General features: G+C 39.7%; 10 protein-coding genes and 1 tRNA gene. 3 read left to right on the forward strand and 8 right to left on the reverse strand.

Annotation, left to right across the window (positions count from 1 at the left end; genetic code table 11):
• Positions 1–7: 7 nt before the first annotated feature.
• From ACOB80_RS07065 to ACOB80_RS07075, 3 genes are all read right to left on the reverse strand, one after another.
• On the reverse strand, positions 8–394 hold the full coding sequence (locus ACOB80_RS07065) for a BlaI/MecI/CopY family transcriptional regulator (RefSeq protein WP_473165109.1): 387 nt from the start codon (positions 392–394) through the stop codon (positions 8–10).
• 350 nt (positions 395–744) lie between these two features.
• Positions 745–835 (reverse strand) — tRNA-Ser (locus tag ACOB80_RS07070).
• Between the two features lie 153 nt (positions 836–988).
• Positions 989–2,035 carry a M23 family metallopeptidase gene (locus ACOB80_RS07075; protein WP_473165110.1) on the reverse strand — a complete coding sequence of 349 codons (1,047 nt, stop codon included), beginning with the start codon at positions 2,033–2,035 and terminating at the stop codon, positions 989–991.
• A gap of 132 nt (positions 2,036–2,167) precedes the next feature.
• Between ACOB80_RS07075 and ACOB80_RS07080 the strand changes: the two genes are divergently transcribed.
• Positions 2,168–2,920: a helix-turn-helix domain-containing protein gene (locus ACOB80_RS07080; protein WP_473165341.1), complete on the forward strand. Its 753-nt coding sequence runs from the start codon at positions 2,168–2,170 to the stop codon at positions 2,918–2,920.
• Between the two features lie 56 nt (positions 2,921–2,976).
• Here the strand turns inward: ACOB80_RS07080 and ACOB80_RS07085 are convergent, their stop codons facing one another.
• From ACOB80_RS07085 to ACOB80_RS07105, 5 genes are all read right to left on the reverse strand, one after another.
• A complete protein-coding gene (locus tag ACOB80_RS07085) occupies positions 2,977–3,243 on the reverse strand; it encodes a hypothetical protein (RefSeq protein ID WP_473165111.1) in 267 nt (88 codons plus the stop codon).
• Between the two features lie 162 nt (positions 3,244–3,405).
• Positions 3,406–4,254, reverse strand: coding sequence for a sugar-binding protein (locus ACOB80_RS07090; protein ID WP_473165112.1), 849 nt, complete (start codon positions 4,252–4,254; stop codon positions 3,406–3,408).
• 35 nt (positions 4,255–4,289) lie between these two features.
• Positions 4,290–4,883, reverse strand: a complete 594-nt coding sequence (locus ACOB80_RS07095) for a gluconokinase (RefSeq protein ID WP_473165113.1) — start codon at positions 4,881–4,883, stop codon at positions 4,290–4,292.
• The gene (locus tag ACOB80_RS07100; protein ID WP_473165114.1) at positions 4,880–7,327 is read right to left on the reverse strand and encodes a GH36-type glycosyl hydrolase domain-containing protein; all 2,448 of its coding nucleotides are present in this window, start codon (positions 7,325–7,327) and stop codon (positions 4,880–4,882) included. Before ACOB80_RS07100 ends, ACOB80_RS07095 begins: the two co-directional genes overlap by 4 nt.
• Positions 7,320–8,723: an MFS transporter gene (locus tag ACOB80_RS07105; RefSeq protein ID WP_473165115.1), complete on the reverse strand. Its 1,404-nt coding sequence runs from the start codon at positions 8,721–8,723 to the stop codon at positions 7,320–7,322. Before ACOB80_RS07105 ends, ACOB80_RS07100 begins: the two co-directional genes overlap by 8 nt.
• 457 nt (positions 8,724–9,180) lie before the next feature.
• On the opposite strand from ACOB80_RS07105, the gene ACOB80_RS07110 reads away from it, so the two are divergent.
• Both ACOB80_RS07110 and ACOB80_RS07115 read left to right on the forward strand, forming a co-directional pair.
• On the forward strand, positions 9,181–12,183 hold the full coding sequence (locus ACOB80_RS07110) for a TonB-dependent receptor (protein ID WP_473165116.1): 3,003 nt from the start codon (positions 9,181–9,183) through the stop codon (positions 12,181–12,183).
• Between the two features lie 145 nt (positions 12,184–12,328).
• Entirely contained in the window at positions 12,329–13,921 is a 1,593-nt protein-coding gene (locus ACOB80_RS07115) for a tryptophan halogenase family protein (protein ID WP_473165117.1), read from the forward strand.
• Position 13,922 lies beyond the last annotated feature (1 nt).

Genomic DNA, 13,922 nt, shown 5'->3' on the forward strand with positions numbered 1-13,922 from the left:
AATTAACCTAATTTTCCTTGTCGTTAAGTTTTTGTTTTTGCGCTTCAATAAGCTGTTCTAACCTATTGAGTTGCTCAACATTAAAATCTTTAGAAATGGAAGAAAACGCCGCAATTAAACTGTTATCGTCTTCGGTAACGAAATCACTGGTCACCGACTTAATCAATTGACCAATCAGCTCATGCCTTTCAACACGCGGTTGATAATGAAACGCATAGCCAATCTTTTCACGTGACAACAGATCCTTTTTGAACAAACGATCTAACGTACTTTGATACGTGTTTAAGCTACCACCACGAATTTTCTCAAAATGGGCAAATACCTGCTTCACATCTGCAGATTTGTGCTTCCATAAATATTGAAGCACCAACTTTTCTAACTCACCTAACTTCATATGAGCCCCTATTGCTTTTCCGAATAAAACCGATTAACGATGGGTATTAAGCCAAAATTAAAACCGACAGTCAATAGGTTTTATTAAAAGAGTGAATGTGTGTTGTTTTTCGAACGTGTAGGGAGTTAATTTTTTAGATAGACAAAAGCAACGAAGCCCCGCGATTGCGAGGCTTCGTTGCTTTAATATGGCGGTGAGATAGGGATTTACAAAATACTTCCCTGCATTTTGCCCTGTGGGCTAGCTTGCACTTTGCAAAATTGTTCCTGACAATTTTGGAACCCTGACACGGGTAAAATACTTATGCTACAGATACAAAAAACCCGCCTAATAGGCGGGTTCTTTTTGTATGGCGGTGAGATAGGGATTTGAACCCTAGAAGGGCTACAAACCCTTGCCGGTTTTCAAGACCGGTGCTTTCGACCACTCAGCCATCTCACCTGAATGTGTTCTTCCTAAGAAGCGGTGCGAATATTAATAGGTGAGATTTCGAATGTAAAGCATTAATTTCATCAAAAGTTAATTTTCTTGTTCAACCAGACAAATTTTAGCCAACACGTTGAATTTTTCGCCTCAACCTACTTTTTATTTTCATTATTGCTGCATTGCAGCAGGAATTAACACTCCTGCTCTGCCCGCTTCTTCTACGCCGTCACGTTCGAACACAATGGGGTACGTTTTCGTAACGTCTTTAAAGTGCGCCTTATCCTGGATCTGAACATGTAAATGTGGTTCTGTCGTATTTCCTGAATTACCGCACTCGGCTAATACCGTCACCCCTTGTGACACAATATCGCCAACATTCACTTGAATGGAACCTTGTTTTAAATGTGCCATTAATACGTATTGGTCTTTGCTAATTTTTAGTACCAAATGATTACCGAGTGGGTTATCGATGTCTGACTCACCTATTGCTACGTCTTTTGCGTTATCTTGTGCAATTACTACTTCTCCCGTTATGGGTGCCCAAAGCTCTTTGGCAAAACATGGGTAGTCGTACAAAGAAGTTGAAGTGCCTTCGCGTGCTGAACTTATTCGTGTGGGCTTTGCAAAAACTATGTCTAGTGCGTATTGCTGAGCAGGAATTAGATAATGATGATTAAACAACACACTATTACCGCCTTGTACAATGGCAATGTCATGTTTAAAAGGGTTTTGAATGTGCACGCCTTCATTTGGATTTGCTAATAAAAAAACAATTATTTGATAAACAATGAAAACTGATGCACTACCTTGCACAATCGCCAGAGGCATTTGCGGCGTGTTAAAAGGAACCCAACTGCCTAACACTAATAGTAACGGTAGTATCAAAATTAACAAAACAACCAATTTATGTTGTACTAGTTCAACAGGAGGTTGAGAAAATCGCATGTAGGTATACAAGCAAACAGACACATAAAATGTAGTTTTTAGGCTCGCGACTAGCCAATGCCAATAGGCTTTTTGTTCAATAACGGAGTTGAAATATTGAATATTGAGATCACCCGATATGGCAATAAAGACGACGCGACATAACAACCCTGCGGTTGCCAATAACATAAGGCCATTTAATAGGTTATAGAGTAAGCCCGTTTTATATCCTATCAACATGCCAAGTAATAATAAGATCGCCAACACAACATTAAGTATCAACCACCACATAATTTTTTCCTCTAACACTCTGAATTAATTGACTTCATCTTTATTAAAAGACAAATCGCAATCAATTAGATAAACTACAGGTATCATTTTTAGATACCAACAATTCAAATAGTGACCCCTCAGAATCAACAAGTGATCGATTTTTGTTTAAAGGCAATTAAGAAAAAACTTAACGAATTGAAGATTAGCTATCGCGATCTATCAAGAATACTTAATGTGTCAGAAGTGTCTGTAAAGCGTTTAATGAATTCGACAAACATTAAAATGGATAAGCTCCTAACCTTATGTGACATAACGGGAATTCATTTAGTTGACCTAATGACTGAGGCTATACAAACGCCAGCTACACATTACGTTTTTAATCAAGCTCAAGACAATGCTTTTACTCTATATCCTGAGTTACTGCAGTTTTTTACCGAGTTGTCTGTAGAGAAAAAACAAGTTACAGACATTAAAGAAGAATACGAGCTTAACGAATCCTCCATATATATCTATTTACGGGCACTTGAAAAGCTAAAGTTGATATCACTGTCAGCTAATAACAAGGTGTCGATATTAGTTGAGGCTCCGTTTGGTTTTGATGCTGACTCTAGGTTTCTCAAAAGTAACTTAATCACTTGTTTAGAAGAGACTTGCCACAGGGTTTTAAATGTTTCGCAAGAGAATGACTTTTTTCTTTTAAAACCACTAACCTTGTCTGACAACCTCTATGTGCAATTGTTGGAAGATTTAAGCGCTGTAGTCGATAAATATGCGCACCTGTCAGAAACAATCTCGCCATATACACATGCGAATGAGTATGTGTTGGCATTAGCTGCGCACGAATCAACGCTAGAAAAAGACACTTTGATCGTTAACAAAAAGGAACTAAATATTGATATTTAGTTAAGAAGTGCCCAAGAAGGATATGCATGAAAAGACACGTAACTGGCTACTCCCAATTACATGTCTCTTAATTTAAACGCAGGGTTAAAAATAGTATCACCTTTTTCGTTTACCATGATGTAAACGTCATCGCGCACCAAATATGCATTAGGCGCATGGTTATCATCGATTCTTACAAAAGATAACTGGTAGCCATATTTAGAATAAAAGTAAACCGCTTCCCACTGTTCTGGGTTTAGGTGATTGTAATGTTCGTTAAAAGAACGGTGACGACGCGCAACGTGTTTACGATCGTTATTTTCAGCAACATAAAACATCATCATCTCCTTTTCTCATGGCTAAGGCTTATTACTTTGTTTGAGTATTAAGACTTAGTCCCATTGTTTTGATGATGTTATTTTACCAAATGGTCAACTATTAAAATGTGAACAAATTGTAGTCGTTTGTGTTACTTTGCTATCGCGTTACAAACCTCCCTGTTGAATTTAGCGCCCTTTCTTTTTAGAAAGAACATACTTTTCAAATACATCAGCGGTTTTATAGCCTAGGTTTTTATCGCCATTGATGGCTTTTATGTTTACAGAGCCGATAAAATGTTCGCGCTGTTCACTGCTGTCATTATCACAATAAGCTAGCATAAACCCTATCTGCTTGTTTTTATGTAAGGTAACGGGTTTATTTACGTTTTCGTGTTGATAGTTATCATTAAACAGGCGTATTTTTGCTTCCCACACCACTTGATAAGGCGGCTTGTCTTGACGTTGCCACTGGCTTACAACGTGGTCGTTAAACAGCGCAAAAATAGGCTCACCATTTTGATATTTACCTGCTATATCCACCACTTGGTTATCAAGGGCAATATGATAAGCAAAGGCGTTAAAGTTAAACTGATGTTCACCACCTGACGCATCTTCATCGACAAATATTTCTAAACAATCGTCATCCCAATAGCGATACAAAGGGTTTGGGTATCTATCGAACAGTTTATCGTCTGTGAGTTTCGCCACCAAATATAGCCAGTTTTCATCCCATGCTAAGGCAAAGTTACCACTGAAGTCGTCAGGAGATAAATTGTCACCAATGATTAAATGATTTAACGGCTGCCAGTTTGCCTTTTGCCATGTTTGCTCCGATAACTTGCCGTCTATCTTAATCTCATCCTGTACTTTATAAATAACGCGAAGATCTTCATTTGAAGCAGAGGCACTAAACGCTGAAGTTAAAGCCATCGCAGTGGTTAACAGAGCTGGTATCGATAACTTTAGTATGTTTTTAATCTTGTTTAACTGGTTACTGGTTATCGTGCTTTTGATTAACACGTGTATTGGTAACATAAATATGGGTCCCATTTAAATTGGCTATTCAAGTGTTACAATTTAACACCAGAGCTACTAAAGAGTTTGTCTAGCAACAACTCTACCGATTGCTTAACGGTTATATTTTGATTTTCAAATACCAATATCTGCTGTTCATCACATGATAGCTCTTCCATAGCGCGTAATTGACCGGCTAAGAAACGGCTATCAACAAAATGATCGCGTCGATTGTTCAACCTTGTGGTTAATTGCTTTTCACCAACCTTTAGCATGGCAGCTGAAACATTAAATGGCAGTTTAAACATAACGTCACGGTGCACTTTTTTTAAACCGGAAAACGCGAGAACAACATCGTTGCCGATTGTTGCTATCTCAGTTAAATGTTTTACAAGACGCTCAAACCACGCTTGTCGTAATTCATCTGTTAACGAATAACCATTTGCCATTAACGCTTTACAGTAATCATCGTGAAAGTCGTCAGCTTCAACAAAATCAATGCCTAAACTCTCAGCAATCAATTGTGCAATTGACGATTTTCCTGTACCACTAACCCCCATAATAACAATGAGTTGTGGCAATTGGTTTGCGTCTAATGGCGATGTAAGATCTGCCTTTAGATCTGAGTTCACGTCAGGCTCTTGCTTCATTTCGGCACGTTAACGGTTAGGTGATATTCTTTATCAGCTACAATATTAGTGATTTGATTAGAGGGAAGTTTTGTACCATCGACATTCACTTCAATATCCATGACATTGCTTCTCTTGATAACAAAATGAAAAGTGGCTCCCATAAAATGTCTTACGCCTGTTAGCTTAGACAAGGAATCAGGCATTTTTGGTTGAATCACTAATGCACCTTGTTTGCCTTTTAGCCCCACAAATTCTTCAATAATACAACGATAAAACCAAGCGACTGTGCCTGTATTAAACAAGTGACTTGAACGGCCTGCTTCATTAGGGTACTGATAATAGGCACCACGATAATAATTTGGAATAAATATCGGTAACTGGCCTTTTACTAGCATGTCGTCTGACGACACCACCATTTGTTTCAGCACCTGAAAGGCTTTGTTATGTTCACCTACTTGAAACAAACTATAAGCGTAGAAAATAGAGGCATGATTATAAATAGACCCGTTTTCAGCAGTCCCAGGAAACTTTTGCGTTATTCTGCCAACATCGTCTCGCATTTTTGTATAAGCTGGGGCGAGCATCATGACACCGTAAGGTGTACTTAATTGTTTATCGACTTCGTTTAATAGGCTAAATTGTTTCGCCGTACCTGCCGCTTTACTTAATAATGCCCAGCTCTGTGGATTTAAAAAGATCTTACCTTCGTTATCTTCGCTAATACCAAAAGGTTTATCTTCATCTGTGCGTCCTCTTGCGTACCATTGACCGTCCCAACAATAATCATTAACAGCATCGTTAATCGACTTTTGTAAGGTTTGATAGTGGCTTAGCTTTTCTTGGCTGTAGTTATCCAAATAAGACTCTGCAATGTAACACCAGCAATCAAGCGCATAAGATAACGCCAATGAAAGCCAACTTGAAACGCCTTTACCTAAATGGCCTACCATGTTCATCGGGTCACACCAGTCGCCCTGCTCGATCAGGCTCAACCCGCGATAGTCTCGCTTTGATAATAAGTAATCTAATGCCATTTCAATATGTTGATAAACAGGCTTACTCAGTTTTCCTTGCGAAAAATCAACCTCTTGTAAAAGAAACGCTTTATCATTCGTTTCGTCTAAATAGGCTTTGATGCATATAGTGAGCCACACATTGTGATCGGCATGGGGCACTTGATTAATGTATTTAAGCTCTGCTAAATGGTGCAGCAAAATACCGTCAGGCATAGCGCCGTTTTCATGTTGCTGGCTAAGTGCGGTTAAAAACGCCTGCTTGGCTGTGTTAGGCGCAATATAGCTCATTGCCATATTATCTTGCAGATAGTTTCTAGTTTGCGGATCCGTCGTCAATCGGTTTACGTCACCGTGGTAAAACACTTGCCTCGGTAGCCAGTAATTAACAAATTGGCAAAACTCGCTGTCGTCACATTCTATGCTAATTGGTGAGGTAATTTGCTGTTGGTAGGAAGCGTATTTCTCTTCTTGCAATGTAAATGCATTAGGCTCAGCGAAGTACTTTTCCTTTAACGATGGAATGTCTGATTCGGACTGACACGCACCAAACACAAACCGTTGATGTACCGATTCATTAGGCTGTAAGCTATAAGTAAACTGCATTACTGCACATGCTGTTTCATGGTTAGCCTCTACGTTGCCCAAATTGTCATCATTGATTTTACATGGAGAATGTAAGCCCCCTTCTCCTTCAAAGCGTTTTTGGTTGCAACAAAAAGAATCAGGTTGTTTATCAGCAATAAAGTAAGTTGTTTCCTTAAAGTGCTGATGATTTTGATATTGCTCAATTTTTTGATAAGGCGTTATCGACTTAGCAACAATGGCATCAGTAGCCTTATCGTATAAACAACTTTGATTCATCCACGATTGATAGCCAATAGAAAAATAAGGATAAATCGACAGTGTTTTCTCTTCGTCAGTTAAATTGGTCACGGTAAAAGACCAAAGCTCCGCAACATCTTCAGCTGAAAGAGTTAATTTAATATCAAATTGCACACCTTTGCATTCAACACGCCAAGTAATGTCAGACAGCCCAGCCGAGAATAAAAATGAAGTCGCCTCTTTTCTACATGGCTCGTAGGGCAAAGAATATATTTCTTTGGTGCTTTCATCTTTCACGTAAAAGAAACGACCAGGATGATGCGCATAATATGGGTGCTCTGGTTGGATAAAGGTTGTGGCTTCAATATTAGGCCCATAGCTATATTGGCTAGGCTCAGGTTGCATAAATTTGGCAACGGCATAACCTCTACAGTTCATCTGAATAAACATCTGTTTATTCCAAAGAAACGCGCCTGCACTTGGCATACTAACGGGACAATCTAGCTCCGCACGCGGTGCATCACTTCTCTCTTGTCTAATTCTTTCTTGTGAAACACTGTCTTTCAGTTGATTCTCTTCTACTAACAAAGAGGTAGCGACTCGTTCAGTTGCTAACTTAGTCATGAGCAAGTTCTCCATTATTTTTGCTTAAAGGAGAGCTTTCTGTATCGTTAGCTTGTTTACGCTTTGCAATTTCTTGGTGGATTAACGCGAGCTGATCTTCGTTTAATGGGTAGAGCTTAATCACATATACCGCAAGTAGCGCAAAAACGGCCGGTACTATCGTCATTAAAAAGGCAATACCAATTTGCGATTCACTCGTTTGCGACTGATTAGCAACATAGCCGAGTGACGCTAACCCCCAACCAATCATAGCGCCTGCCACAGCGCCACCTAGTTTTTGTGCAAAGGCTGCAGCAGAAAAGATCATTGCGGTAGCTCTTCTGCCATTTTTCCAATCACCGTAGTCTGCAGTATCAGCATACATTGAAAACACCAACGGCGATTTAGGGCCTAAACATAAACCAATCAACGCCTGTAATACGAACATTAAAGTGATGTTTTCTTTTGGAACAAAGTAGAAAATGCTAGAAAGTACAGCAACCAACAACATCAGCAACCACAGTAATTTTCTTTTATCTAAAAACTTAGTAAGTAACGGCGTAATAGCCGCGCCAACTGCAAGAGAAATCAAATAAACCATGGAAAAACTACCGATAAGATCCGGTCGCTCTACATAGTATTTAAAATAGAAAGTGCCTGTACTCGCCCTAAGTGAAATAGTCACCATGATAATAAAGGCTAGCGCAAACAATATAAGCCAAGGCTTGTTGTTGGCGAGATCTTTTAGATCAACAGAAACTGGCGTTGGTGATTTTTGTGGTGTTGGCACCCTTTCCTGTGTGGTTAAAAACGTAATTAAGAATAATACGCCTGCTACAACACCATAAACTAGCATGGTGAGTTGCCAGCCTAGTTGTTCATCGCCTTGCCCAAGAATATTAACCAGTTCAGGCGTTAAATAAGCCACTAGGCTACCACCACTAAATGCGCCAATAAATCTAAAACTGGTTAACGTGGTTCGCTCATGAGAATTAGTGGTCATTACTCCCATCAAAGCACCATATGGCACATTGATAAAGGTGTATGCCAGCATCATAAAAATATAGGTACAGTACGCCCAAATAAGCTTGTTGGTATCAGTTGTATCTGGAACGGTAAAAGTAAGCACACCCGCGGCAACAATAGGTAAAATACCCAATATTAGGTAAGGTCTGAACTTACCGTATTTAGTTTGCGTCCTATCAGCCATGGCTCCCATAAAGGGATCTGAAAACGCATCTATTATGCGTGTTACCAGGATCATGGTACCAACAGCAGCAGCCGGTAAGCCAAAAACGTCTGTGTAAAAAATTAACAAGAATACATCGAAAACACGCCAGTAAAAATTAGACGCTACATCCCCAGCGGCATACCCCACTTTCTCATTTAACGAAAGTTTATCGACATTAGAATTCATATAAAGCCTCTATCCTTAACTTTTATTCGATTTTGAATTGCCTATGAAAATGTAATCTCTTTGTATCAAAAAAATCCTATTCGCTTACTCAGTCTTTTACTTAACTCAACCTCAAATGTAAGCGCTTTCATTTAGGTTAGCGATTGCACAAAAAAAATTCAAGTGTTATTTCCTGTATAAATACAACTTACAAAAATTCACATAAAGTCCTTTATTAATAAGGGGTAACGATATACAAAATCGATTATTTTTATCGGTGACAAATAAAAATTTGATTAATTTTTTAACAAATTTGTAAATTAAATATTGATCTCTTATTTTTTTTGCTCTAGGTTTATGTAAGCGCTTTCAATAATTTTTAAATATCATTTATGCAGTACTTGTGTTAAAAAATGTAAGCGCTTACAGCTGACGTAAAGACATAATAATGATAAAACGTGACATCGAGGGGAGAACAATGTCGTATAACAATTTTAAAAAATCAAAGTTAGCTACTAGCTTATCTTTGGTTTTAGGCGCATCAGTTAGTATTCCTATAGCTGCAAACGCTGAAGAACAACCAAAACAAGAACAAGAAGTAGAAGTTATAGAGGTAACGGGTATTCGTGGCAGTTTAGTTCGTGCGATGGATATCAAAAGAAGCTCTAATGGTGTTGTTGATGCCATTAACGCAGAAGATATGGGTAAATTCCCAGACACTAACCTTGCAGAATCATTGCAACGTATCACGGGCGTATCAATAGATCGTGATAACGGTGAAGGCTCTAAAGTAACAGTTCGTGGCTTTGGCCCCGACTATAACGTAGTAACTTTAAACGGTCGCCAAATGCCGACAGCAAATATTAATGATACAAGTGCGTCAGACTCTCGTTCATTTGATTTTGCCAACTTAGCATCTGAAGGTATCAGCTCTGTTGAAGTATATAAAACAGGTCGTGCAGATGTAGCTACTGGTGGTATAGGTTCAACAATTAACCTAGTGACTATCAAACCTTTAGCCATTGGTGAAGAACGTGCATCATTTGGTATTAAAGGTGTACATGACACATCAACAGAGACTGGTAGCAGCTTAACACCTGAGTTATCAGCTCTTTACAGTAACACTTATGCAGACAACACTATTGGTATTGCAGTAACGGCTAGTGTTCAACAACGTGATAGCGGCTCAGCTCGTGCAGGTGTCGATAACGGATGGCGTCCACAAACTGGTGGTGTTGGCGATTGGGGTTCTGTTGGGGATGGCCCGAACCAAGTCAATGTGCCAGACGACGGTGTTACTTATGCCGTACCTCACAATGTTCTTTACGGTTTTAGTGAAGTAGAAAGAACACGTACTAACGGCCAATTAACATTACAATATCAACCGGCCGATAACTTTACGGCAACGTTAGACTATACCTATTCAAAGTTAGAAGAAGAGCTTAATCAAAACATTCATTCCGTTTGGATGAGCTTAAACTATGCCGGTGAACCAACTGGATCTGAGTGGACTGATGCTAACGGCGACAATGTTGCAGCACCAATATTCTTACACGATATTGATGGTCCGTCTGACTTAGTTAGTCAGGTAGAGCAAAGTGCTAAGGTAAATGAAAACAAATCAATTGGTTTAAACTTAGCCTATCAGTTTAATGACAATTTATCGTTTGAGTTAGATTTCCATAGCTCTAGCGCAGAATCTCAACCAGACAGCATCTACGGTAACAGCAACACGATTCAACTAGCAACGTGGACGCGTGCAGAAACTAAAGTTGATTTCTCATCTGGTTTCCCAGTTGTTGAAGTTGTTTTTCCTGATGGAACACCTGGTTTAACGCCAGAAGGAGTACAAACAACAGGTACAAGTTTCCGTAACAGTTACATGAAGTCAGAGATCGATCAACTTCAGCTTAATGGTACCTACGACTTTAATGATGGCATTGTTGAAAGTATTGATTTTGGCATATCGTTTAACAAGGTTGAGAACAGAAACGCCTTTGGCCGTGCAGAACGCCCTAACTGGGGTGGTACCGGCTCACCTGATGATATTGATGATCAGTTCTTATTAGACAGCATGGCATCTATGGTAGATCGTTTCGACAGCTTACCTGGTGACAAAACCAATATGATCAACCAATTCTGGGCTGTTGATTTCTTGACAATTGCTAACTTAGTCGGTGATTTATACGGTGACCCTAGCGATCCTGTTGCTTGGCCTTGTGGTAAACAAATTTGTGCACCTAGCACTTATGAAACAGATCGCCGCACTAAAGAAGAGTCAACCAGTGCATATATTCAAGCTAACTTGAGTTTTGATATTGGTGAAATGCCAGCAAACCTAACGCTAGGTCTTCGTTATGAGCAAACAGACGTAACATCAAATACCCTACTCCCAGATATTGAGCGTATTGGTTGGGTATCGACTAACGAGTTTCAAATCGTCCGCGGTGATGCGCAGTTCTTTAGTGATGAGGGAGACTACGACTACTTATTGCCTAACATAGATTTTGATGTTGAAGTGGTTGAAGACATGATCTTTAGAGCTTCATACAGCGAAACGATTACTCGTCCTGGCTACGGAAACTTAACCGCAGGATCTAGTTTAGATGAAGTACGTAATGTTGATAACGGTAAAGGTTCACGAGGTAACGTAGGACTATTACCACTTGAATCAACGAACATCGACTTATCACTAGAATACTATTACGGTGAAGGAAGTTACGCTTCAATTGGTTACTTCCAAAAAGACGTAGACAATGTTGTTGGTACGCGTGAAGTTGTTGAGCAACCTTATGCAGCAACTAGCCCAGTTGAAGGTGCTCGCTACGACGAAGCGGTTGCAGCGACTGGTGGCGATCCATCAAATAGTGCTGCAATTAGAGCCTACTTAGCTGCAACTTATGCAGACGGTGAATACGTGATTGTCGATCCAGAAGGTGATCCGGTTAAAAACCAAATTTGGGGTCATCCAACGGGCAACGATCCGCTGAGTGTTACTTTCACTCAACCATTTAACCAAGGTTCAAATAAAGTTGATGGTTTTGAGTTTGCGGTGCAACACTTATTTGGCGAAAGCGGCTTCGGTGCCATCGTTAACTACACTATCGTAAACAGTGACGTTGAGTACGATAACGCTGACCATGGTGACGAGAACACACCATTACTTGGCGTGAGTGACTCGTACAATATCGTTGGTTTTTACGATAAAGACGGTTTTCAAGTGCGACTTGCTTACAACTGGCGTGACGATTTCCTTCAAGGCTTAAATGATGGCGAGGGTTCAAACCCAGTTTACGTAGAAGATTACGGACAATTAGATGCGAATATCAGTTACGAATACAACGACAATCTGACAATTTTTGTCGAAGGTATTAACTTAACCGATGAGTACACCCGTTCTTACGGTAGACACATACTTATGGTGAAGAACATCCAACAAATGGGTCCTCGCTATAACATAGGCCTACGTTACAAGTTTTAGGTGGCGTTAACGAAAGTCGCAGCTATTAGGCGGCTTTCGTTTTTTTCACACATACTATGTGTTATCAATAAACACACTGGTTTTATTATCTAAGCTCTAAAACATGATGTATGTGTGAATTAACTAAATAATATAATGAAATTGTATGAATAGACCTGTTAAAGAAATTCTTATTTTAGGTGGTGGTACCGCTGGCTGGTTAACAGCTGGCATCTTAGCGGCTGAACATTGCGCTCATTCATCCGATGGAGTAAAAATTTCTTTAATAGAGTCAAAAAATATTTCCACCATTGGTGTCGGGGAAGGAACATGGCCAACCATGCGAGAAACCTTACACACAATTGGTATTTCTGAAGCGGAATTTATCGCCTGTTGCGATGCTTCTTTTAAGCAAGGTTCACAGTTTGTTGGTTGGCAAAACGATGCTGGAAACACCGACTACTACCACCCTTTTATCGCGCCGTACGGCTTTGGTAAAACTAATCTGATTGATCATTGGCAAAATAAGCACAACCATATTCCTTATGCCCAAGCCGTGAGCAGTCAGCCACACATTTGCGATAACCACAAAGCACCCAAACAATTTCAAACGCCTGAGTTTGCCGGAGTTTTAAACTATGGTTACCATTTAGACGCAGCAAAATTTGCGCAGCTGCTCACTAAACATTGCACTGAAAAGCTCGGCGTAAACCATATTCTTGACGATATTACTGACGTTAATAATGATGCTGACCAATTCATCTCAAGTATCAAAACCAACGAAAATGGTCTTTTAAGTGCCGATCTCTATGTTGATTGCACAGGATTAAGCGCCCTACTTTTAGATAAGCACTACAATATTCCTTTGATTAAACAAGACAAGGTTCTTTTTAACGACAGTGCTTTAGCCATTCAAGTCCCCTATTCGAGCAACGACAATAAAATAGCGAGCCATACACTATCAACGGCCTTTGATTCAGGCTGGATTTGGGACATAGGCTTGCCCACTCGCCGCGGTATCGGCTGTGTTTTTTCCAGCCAATACACATCAATAGAACAAGCACGTTCTGCTTTAGAAAGCTATTTACTTGAATCAGTGCCGAAAAACACTATTGAATCGTTAAATATTAGGCATTTAACCTTTACGCCTGGCTATAGAGAAAAGTTCTGGCATAAAAACTGTGTAGCAATTGGCATGTCTGCCGGCTTTATTGAGCCATTAGAAGCATCCGCAATCGCTTTAGTTGAGCTAAGCGCAAAAATGCTAGCCAAAGAGCTACCGAGTGACCTTGCGATTATGCAAACAACAGCAAAACGATTTAACCAACGATTTAGCTATCGTTGGCAGCGAGTAATCGAATTTTTGAAATTGCATTATGTGTTAAGTGATAGAAACTCTTCTTATTGGCAAGCACACAAACAAGAGTCGTCAATCCCTGCTCGTTTACAAGAGCTACTTAACCTGTGGCGTTATCAATCTCCTACAGTAAACGACTTTACCGAGATAGAAGAGATATTTCCTGCCGCGAGCTATCAATATGTTTTATATGGCATGGGCTTTAAAACGGCACCTAGAGCGACAAAAAGTCGCATGAGCAATGACCTACTAGCAGAAAAATTATTTCAAGAGAATAAACAAAAAACACAGCAGCTTATTAACGGCTTGCCTACCAACAGAGCTTTAATTGAACAACTAACTTTTCGGCATCAACAACAAATAGAAAAACAATCGCCAGACAAAAGACAACAACGGAGTTAAC

This window comes from Thalassotalea coralli, from assembly GCF_055786205.1.